Origin of the sequence: Flavobacterium sp. BFFFF1, assembly GCF_002256285.1 — a bacterium.
GTDB lineage: Bacteria > Bacteroidota > Bacteroidia > Flavobacteriales > Flavobacteriaceae > Flavobacterium.
In genome coordinates this window covers 19963-27304 of record NZ_NKJE01000034.1, presented here as the reverse complement: position 1 = coordinate 27304, position 7342 = coordinate 19963, and the positions used below count along the sequence as shown (strand labels likewise).

5 protein-coding genes and 1 pseudogene are annotated in these 7342 nt (G+C 45.7%); 2 read left to right on the top strand and 4 right to left on the bottom strand.

Going from position 1 to position 7342, the window contains the following annotated elements:
• Together CFE23_RS14970 and CFE23_RS14965 are read left to right on the top strand one after the other, a co-directional pair.
• Positions 1 to 616 (top strand): aldehyde dehydrogenase family protein (locus CFE23_RS14970; RefSeq protein ID WP_291089704.1); only part of this gene is annotated, 616 nt, incomplete at its 5' end.
• 71 nt (positions 617 to 687) lie between these two features.
• Positions 688 to 1062: a DUF779 domain-containing protein gene (locus tag CFE23_RS14965; protein ID WP_291089701.1), complete on the top strand. Its 375-nt coding sequence runs from the start codon at positions 688 to 690 to the stop codon at positions 1060 to 1062.
• On the opposite strand, the gene CFE23_RS14960 is transcribed toward CFE23_RS14965, so the two are convergent.
• The 4 genes and pseudogenes from CFE23_RS14960 to CFE23_RS14945 all read right to left on the bottom strand — a co-directional run bounded on the left by CFE23_RS14960 (position 1059) and on the right by CFE23_RS14945 (position 7341).
• On the bottom strand, positions 1059 to 1982 hold the full coding sequence (locus tag CFE23_RS14960; RefSeq protein ID WP_291089698.1) for an AraC family transcriptional regulator: 924 nt from the start codon (positions 1980 to 1982) through the stop codon (positions 1059 to 1061). The genes CFE23_RS14965 and CFE23_RS14960 overlap by 4 nt on opposite strands.
• A 75-nt stretch (positions 1983 to 2057) precedes the next feature.
• Entirely contained in the window at positions 2058 to 2918 is an 861-nt protein-coding gene (locus CFE23_RS14955; RefSeq protein ID WP_291089695.1) for a bestrophin family ion channel, read from the bottom strand.
• 22 nt (positions 2919 to 2940) lie between these two features.
• Positions 2941 to 4248, bottom strand: coding sequence for a TolC family protein (locus CFE23_RS14950; RefSeq protein WP_291089692.1), 1308 nt, complete (start codon positions 4246 to 4248; stop codon positions 2941 to 2943).
• A pseudogene (locus CFE23_RS14945) lies at positions 4235 to 7341 on the bottom strand (efflux RND transporter permease subunit). The gene CFE23_RS14950 and the pseudogene CFE23_RS14945 overlap by 14 nt, the downstream one beginning before the upstream one ends.
• Position 7342: the final 1 nt, after the last annotated feature.

Here is a 7342-nt window from a genome sequence, read left to right as displayed (position 1 = left end):
ATGTCCGTCGCGTATTTTGGTGCAGGAGGATATTTATGATAAATTCATGGCCAAAGTGGTTGAGCGCACCAACGCAATTAAAGTGGGGCATCCACTCGATGGCACCGTGATGATGGGCGCTCAGGCCTCCAACGACCAATATGAGAAGATCCAGTCTTATTTAAAAATCGGAAGAGAAGAAGGCGCTGAAATCCTCACGGGCGGTGGTGTAAACCATCTTGGTGGGGATTTGGAAGGCGGCTATTACATCCAGCCAACGATTTTCAAGGGGCACAACAAAATGCGGATCTTCCAGGAAGAGATTTTTGGGCCCGTGACCTGCGTTACCACTTTTAAGACACAGGAAGAGGCCATTGAAATTGCCAATGATACGATGTATGGCCTTGGTGCAGGCGTCTGGACGCGTGATGCACACCAGCTTTATCAGGTGCCAAGAGCCATAAAAGCGGGCCGTGTCTGGGTGAATAGTTACCATGCTTATCCGGCCCATGCGCCATTTGGAGGATACAAGAAATCAGGTTTCGGACGCGAGAACCACAAGATGATGCTCGACCATTACCGCCAGACGAAAAACATGCTGATTTCTTACGACAAGAATAAATTGGGATTCTTTTAATCTGTTCAATAGTTCTTTTGGTTAAATTGAACCCGGAGGCAAGGCTTCCGGGTTTTTTATAAAATATAGTTATGACAGCAAGGGTTCTGATTACTGAGAAAGCGAAAATGCTGATAGAAAAGTTGAAGCAATCGCACGGTGCGTTGATGTTTCATCAAAGCGGTGGGTGCTGCGACGGTTCGCAGCCGATGTGTTTTGAGAAAGGGGATTTTATCCTCGGGCAGAGTGATGTGTGTCTGGGAGACATCGAAGGGTGCGAATTCTGGATGAATAAAGACCAATTTGAATATTGGCGTTATACGCAGCTAACGATTGATATTGTGGAAGGACGCGGATCCAGCTTTTCGATTGAAATTCCGTTGGGCTACCGTTTCCTGACGCAATCGAGAATGTTTACCCCGGAAGAACTGGAAGATCTTGTTCCGGTCCGGTTCGTGGAAGATTAATTCGAATGCAGCAATTGGTATTGTTTGGGTGTAATCCCTTCAAATTTCTTGAACAACCGGATGAAATAATTGCAATCTTCAAATCCGGCGGCATAGCACACTTCATTGATTTGTAGTGCCGGATTCTTCAGCAGCCTTTTGGCGCATTTTATTTTCTCGCTGAGTACAAATTCAATCGGGCTCATGCCCAGTTCCCGTTTAAAAAAGCGGTAGAAAGACGTCGTGCTCATGCAGGCTTTGTCGCTGAGGCTTTTCAGCGTGATGCTTTCCGTGAGATTCGTTCGGATATACTCCATTACGGCCACCATTGGGCTGTTCGAATTGGGGAAAAAACCTTCCTGTGCGGCTTTTACGGTTTGGGTCTGGATGATCCGGATTAATAGTTCCTGCAGCGTTAAATCGGCGAGGGCATCTTTGGTAATGGCCGTGCTCATGCACTCCTGGATCAATTTGCTTATGGTTGACGCTAATTCCACATTGTTGTAGAAGAAATAATTTTGATAATCCAGTTGCCAGAATTGGTTATGGCCTTCTTTAGGATAGCGCTCGTTTAAAAAATGGAGGGTGTCGTTTATTTTTGCCTGGTCTACAGCCAGGGCGAGGCACTGCGTTGGGTTGTCAGCAGACGCTTCGGGGAAATCGATTTTCATTTCCACATTGGATGGGATGACTACGGTTTCTCCGGGCAGGTAATCAAATCCGGGATCGTCGTAAAGGTGCATTACCTTTTTGCCGCGTAGCATGCTCGTGACCACAAAATCGTTAAATTTCAGTGGGACGAGGTTAGAATGTTCATAGGTTTCAAAGAGGTTCAACTCGCAATTGTTCAACGAATAAATGGTACGATTTTCGACCAATGTCTTGAGTGATTTTTCGCTGGAGAGGCCAGGCGGGCTGATCAGGGTGCGGTTGTTGGACATACTTTGATACGCGGATTAGGGAAGAAATAAATGTATTAAAAAAAAACTTTATTTCAACATGCGGCCATCATAAAATCAGAGCAGCTCTTCGACATGTTTTTTGATGTTCTCCGCAATTTTTTTCATTGGCAGGTCATTTTCATCGGTGCCAAATGGATCTTCGATTTCTTCCGCAATCAGCTCGAGGCTTGCCAACACATAAAAAATGAAGACGACGACCGGCGCCACGTAATACCCAAGACTGAACGCGTAGCCAAATGGTAGCGTCATCACATAAAAGAAAATGAACTTCTTTATAAAAGCGCTGTAAGAGTACGGAATGGGTGTGTTTTTTATCCGTTCACACGCACCACAGATGTCTGTAAAAGATTGTAGTTCGGTGTTTATGACAATGAGCTGGTCCCCGGAAATCTTTTTCTCCGTATACAGTTCGTTGACTTTCCTGAACAGCATGGCTGCGACCTGGTTGGGCTTGTGTTTGTGGTGTTCGATTTCGGGAATGTCTTCAAAGAGTTCGTTTGCAACCTCTTCGTTGGAGAGGTGTTTCTGCAAGATTATTGCATAGGCAGGAATGATTTTCCTGAAGTACAAACGGTCGTGTTCATTATGGACCATCGCCGCTATTTTGAGGGCCAGATTCCTGCTGTTGTTGACCAGGGCGCCCCACATTTTGCGGCCTTCCCACCAGCGGTCATAAGCGGTGTTGGTCCGGAAGACGAGCAACAACGAAATGACAAACCCCATCATGCCGTGCATGATGGTGATGTTTTTCAGGTAACTGCTTTCCGACATCTGCCAATGCTCCACTTCGAGATAGCCGAGTACTGCCGCATATGCTCCAATGGCCATCATAATGGGAAAAAGTTTCCGGAAGGTATCGGCTTTGTGAAATCGGAAAATGAAAGTGAACCAGTCTTTGGTATTGTAGGAAATCATTTGGTTTTTCCACAAATTTAAATTAAAATTTGAGATTTCCGGCGAGTTCTTTCAAAGCGATTTCCGATAACTTTGCCTGAAATTGGGCGTCGTTGTTGCGGGTTTGTGCGGTGATATAATTCAGTTGCGCCGTCCTGAATTCGATTGTAGGGATGGTTCCAATACGGAACTTTTCCATCGTTATGTCAAGGTTTTGTTTCGCAATTTCTTCGTTTTTCTGCTCGAGGTCGGCCAATTCTATGTTGGTAAGGTACGTTTGAAACGCAGATGCCAGTTGGGATTTGATGTTCTCCGTTTGTTGTTCAATCAAAAGCTGAGAATTCTGAACCTGCAGCCGCGCCACTTTTTCAGAACGGTTTTGGTTGAATCCGTCAAAAATATTCATAGACGCGGTAAATCCATACGTCAGTCCATTCGCCGAAGTTTGTGTGGTAAAGCCAAGGCTCGATTCGGTGCGCGCAAAATTGTATCCGGTATTGATGCCAATCACGGGATACCGATTAGCTTTGATTTGTTTCAGTTGCAGCTCGGAAACCCGTTTATTGATGACCTGCGCTTCCAGCTGGGGATTCTGCTTTTGTGCCAAGGCCGTTAATTCACCCAATTGCAGCGTCCGGTCAATCACAATTTCATTTTCGACGATAAAGTCCGTTTGTGGGTCGCGGGCGAGTATCTGGTTCATTGCAATCTTTGTATTGGCGTACAATTCTTTCTGTCGGAGTAAGTTTGTCGTGTCGGTATTCAAATCAACCTGTGCATTGAGCACTTCCAGTTTTGATGCTTTTCCGATCGTGTAACGGTTGTTTGCCAGTTCCAATCGCTGTTTGGAGATGACAATCGTTGAATCCAACGCTGAAAGCTGTTGTTGCTGCTGCGCAATATTATAGTAAGTGGAAATCACATCACTGATGCTGGTCAAGATAGACAGCCGCAATTCTGCTTCCCCCAGCTTTTGTAATTCTTTAAGCTGATCGTATCGGGCAAACATTCCCAACCCATCGAAAATGGTCCAATTCAGCCCGACGCCATAATTCAGGCTGTTATTTTTGGCATTGTCCAATTCGTTTACCGTGCCATCGGAGCGCGTTTGTTTGCTGTTCTGGATGCCGTTGTTGTCGACGACATTTGCGGTTACGGTTGGTAAAATCCCGGCATTTCCAATTGTTACGTTGGTTTTGTCGATTTTGAGGTCGTTTGCTGCAATGCGGATATCAAAGTTGTTTTCCAATGCAATTTTTATCGCTTCATCGACCGTCAGGACCGTTTGTGCTTTTGCAGAAAAAACCGTAAAACACACGAGCAAAAGTATTTTGAATTTATGCTTTTTCATGCTTTATTTCTTTTTCATATTCGTCGATATGGTCAAATTCTTCGTGGTGTTTCCGCGTCCTTGACCACATCAGGTACATCGCAGGAATCACAAATAAGGTCAAAACCAACGAGAAGATTGTTCCGCCAACAATGACGACGCCCATTCCAATTCTGCTGGTTGCGGCGGCGCCAAGAGAAAGTGCAATTGGCAGTGCACCGAGTGAGATGGCCAAACTGGTCATTAATATGGGTCGTAATCTGGCTTCAGAGGCTTCCAGTATCGCGTCTATTTTTGATTTCCCCTGTTCGCGCAGTTGGTTTGCAAACTCGACGATCAGGATGCCGTTTTTTGTCACCAATCCAATCAGCATTACTGTTCCGATCTGGCTGAAGATATTCCACGTTTGTCCGAAAAGCCAAAGTGAAAACAGCGCACCCGCAACTGCCATCGGTACCGTCAGGATAATGATAAACGGATCGATAAAACTCTCAAATTGTGCTGCCAGTATCAGGAAAATCAACAACACCGCAAGCCCAAAAGCCTGGGTCGTGTTGGAACTGCTTTCCACGAAATCACGAGATTCCCCGCCAAGATCGGTCGTGAAAGTATCGTCGAGTACTTTGGCCTTAATCTGGTCCATCGCTTCTATGCCATCACTGATACTTTTCCCGGTGCCAGTCCGGCGGAAATGGTAGCCGATAAATAGCGGTTGTTGTGATACAATTGCGGCGGACTGCTTTTTTCTTCGGTTTTGATGACGTTATCCAGCTGAATCAATTGCCCTTTGTTATTTTTTACAAACATCGATGTTAAATCGAGTGGTGCGGAGCGGTCTTTCTCATCAAATTGGCCAATCACCTGGTACTGTTTTCCATTTCGCATAAAATACCCAAAACGCTGTCCGCTCAGAGACAATTGCAACGTTTGCGCTACATCGAGTACGGAAATTCCAAGGCTTTCCGCTTTTTCACGGTCGATTGTTACATTGATTTCGGGTTTGTTGAATTTAAGGTTCACATCGACATTTGAGAAGGTCTCGTTTTGGTTTGCCAAATCCATGAATTGCGGAATCTTCTCGCGTAGTTTCTCAAAGTTGGGCGCCTGTATAATGTATTGGATCGGCATTCCACCGCGACGGTTTACCGCAATCGTCGGCTGTTCAGACACATTGGTTTTGGCTTCGGAATATTTCTTGGTCCATTTTGTAAGGTCTGCGGCGATTTCTTTTTGGCTGCGTTCGCGTTCGCCGGGCTCCGTCAATGCGATTCGGATTCGCCCACTATTCACTGAAGACGATCCGAATCCAGGCGAGGTAATGACGAGGCTGACTTTCTTTTCCGGAATCGAATCGTTGATCAGTTGTGTCAATTCCTGCATAAACCGATCCGTATAGTCATACGTAGCGCCTTCCGGAGTGGTGACGTTGACGCCAATAAAACTTCGGTCATCATAGGGTGCAGTTTCTTTAGGCAGGATTTTAAAAAACAACACAATTAATCCGATACAGCCGATGATGATTGGAAAACTAATCCATTTCCGTTTCATGAAATTAGCCAGCGATGCTGCGTAACCCTGGTTCATTCTTACGAAATAGGGCTCCGTTAAATTGTAAAATTTAGATTTTTTCTGCTCGCCGCCTTTCATCAGGTAGGCGTTCAGCATCGGTGTCAGTGAAAGCGATACAAAAGCCGAAATCAAGACCGCTGCGCCAATCACCACGCCAAATTCCCGAAACAGCCTTCCCACAAAACCTTCAAGGAATATGATTGGGAGAAAAACCGCTGCGAGTGTGATTGAAATCGAAATTACGGCCATGAAAATTTCATTGGATCCCTTGATAGCGGCCTCGATGGGCGACATGCCTTCCTCGACCTTTTTGAAGATGTTTTCGGTGACTACAATTCCGTCATCCACGACCAATCCTGTCGCCAGTACAATTGCGAGTAAGGTTAGTACATTGACCGAAAATCCACAAAGATACATGATGAAGAAGGTGGCGATTAACGATACCGGAATATCAATCAACGGCCTGAATGCGATGGCCCAATCCCTGAAAAATAGATAGATGATAAGGATTACCAGGATTAAAGCGATGCCTAACGTTTCCGCAACTTCCACCACTGACTTTTTAATGAACACACTGTTATCGATAGCGATATTGAGTTTGATGTCACCCGGTAATGATTTTTTGAGCTGGTCGTACTGCTCATAAAAGTCATTGGCAATGTCAATATAGTTCGTTCCAGGTTGTGGAATAATCGCCAATCCAACCATGGGCAGACCAGATTCGGACATTTTTGTCTCTAGGTTTTCAGGCCCTAGTTCGGCGCGGCCAATGTCACTGAATTTTACGGTTTTTTCACCGTCGGCCAGAATCACGATATTGTTGAATTGTTCCGCTTCGGACAAATTCCCCATTGTTTTTACGGTCAATTCGGTGTTGGCGCCAGTCAGTTTTCCGGAAGGCAATTCTACATTTTGCTTTTCGAGGGCAGTCCGTACGTCTGAAACGGTCACTCCGTAAGAGGCGAGTTTTACCGGATCTACCCATAAACGCATGGCATACTTTTTCTGTCCCCAGATTTGCACGCTGCTCACGCCCGGGATGGTCTGTAATCGTTCCGCGATGACATTTTCTGCATAGTCGCTTAAGGCGAGCGCATCTTTGGTATCACTTTGTACCGTCATCGTGATAATCGGCTCAGAATCCGCATCTGCCTTTGATACTACCGGTGGTGCGTCAATATCCTGTGGAAGGCTGCGGACCGCCTGGGAAACCTTGTCGCGCACATCATTTGCCGCTTCTTCAAGATTTTTTTCCAGCTTAAATTCGATCGTGATGTTGCTGGAACCCTGGTTGCTGGACGAGGTGATGTTTCGGATTCCGTCGATGGAATTGATGGCCTTTTCGAGCGGTTCGGTGATTTGAGACTCGATAATATCCGCATTGGCACCGGTGTAATTGGTCCGAACGGATATCTGCGCGGGATCGATCGAAGGAAATTCCCTGACACCAAGGTAAGTGTAGCCAATAATCCCAAAAAGTACAATAACCAGGTTGATTACTATGGTAAAAACGGGCCTTCGGATGCTTAATGTGGATAAACTCATG